At 48.5% G+C, this 235-nt stretch carries 1 protein-coding gene; it reads left to right on the plus strand.

Going from position 1 to position 235, the window contains the following annotated elements; all coding sequences use genetic code 11:
- Nucleotides 1-235 (plus strand): ATP-grasp domain-containing protein (locus tag FQ664_RS26985; protein ID WP_474707163.1); only part of this gene is annotated, 235 nt, incomplete at both ends.

The following is a 235-nucleotide window of genomic DNA, read 5'->3' on the forward strand; positions in this document are numbered from 1 at the left end:
GGCTGCAGGTGGTCGCGGTGAAGCTCGTCCCTTAAGTGAGACAGACAAGCAAATAGCCGAAGCCGTTGCTCCAACTTTAAAAGAGAAAGGCCTAATATTTGTAGGTCTGGATGTGATTGGCGACAAACTAACTGAAATCAATGTAACCAGCCCAACTTGCATTCGTGAGATTGAGGCAGCCTTTGACATCTCTATTACTGGCAAGCTGATGGATGCCATCGAGCGCCGTTTAGGG

Origin of the sequence: Pseudomonas persica, assembly GCF_900291015.1 — a bacterium.
In the GTDB taxonomy this organism is placed as follows: Bacteria; Pseudomonadota; Gammaproteobacteria; order Pseudomonadales; family Pseudomonadaceae; genus Aquipseudomonas.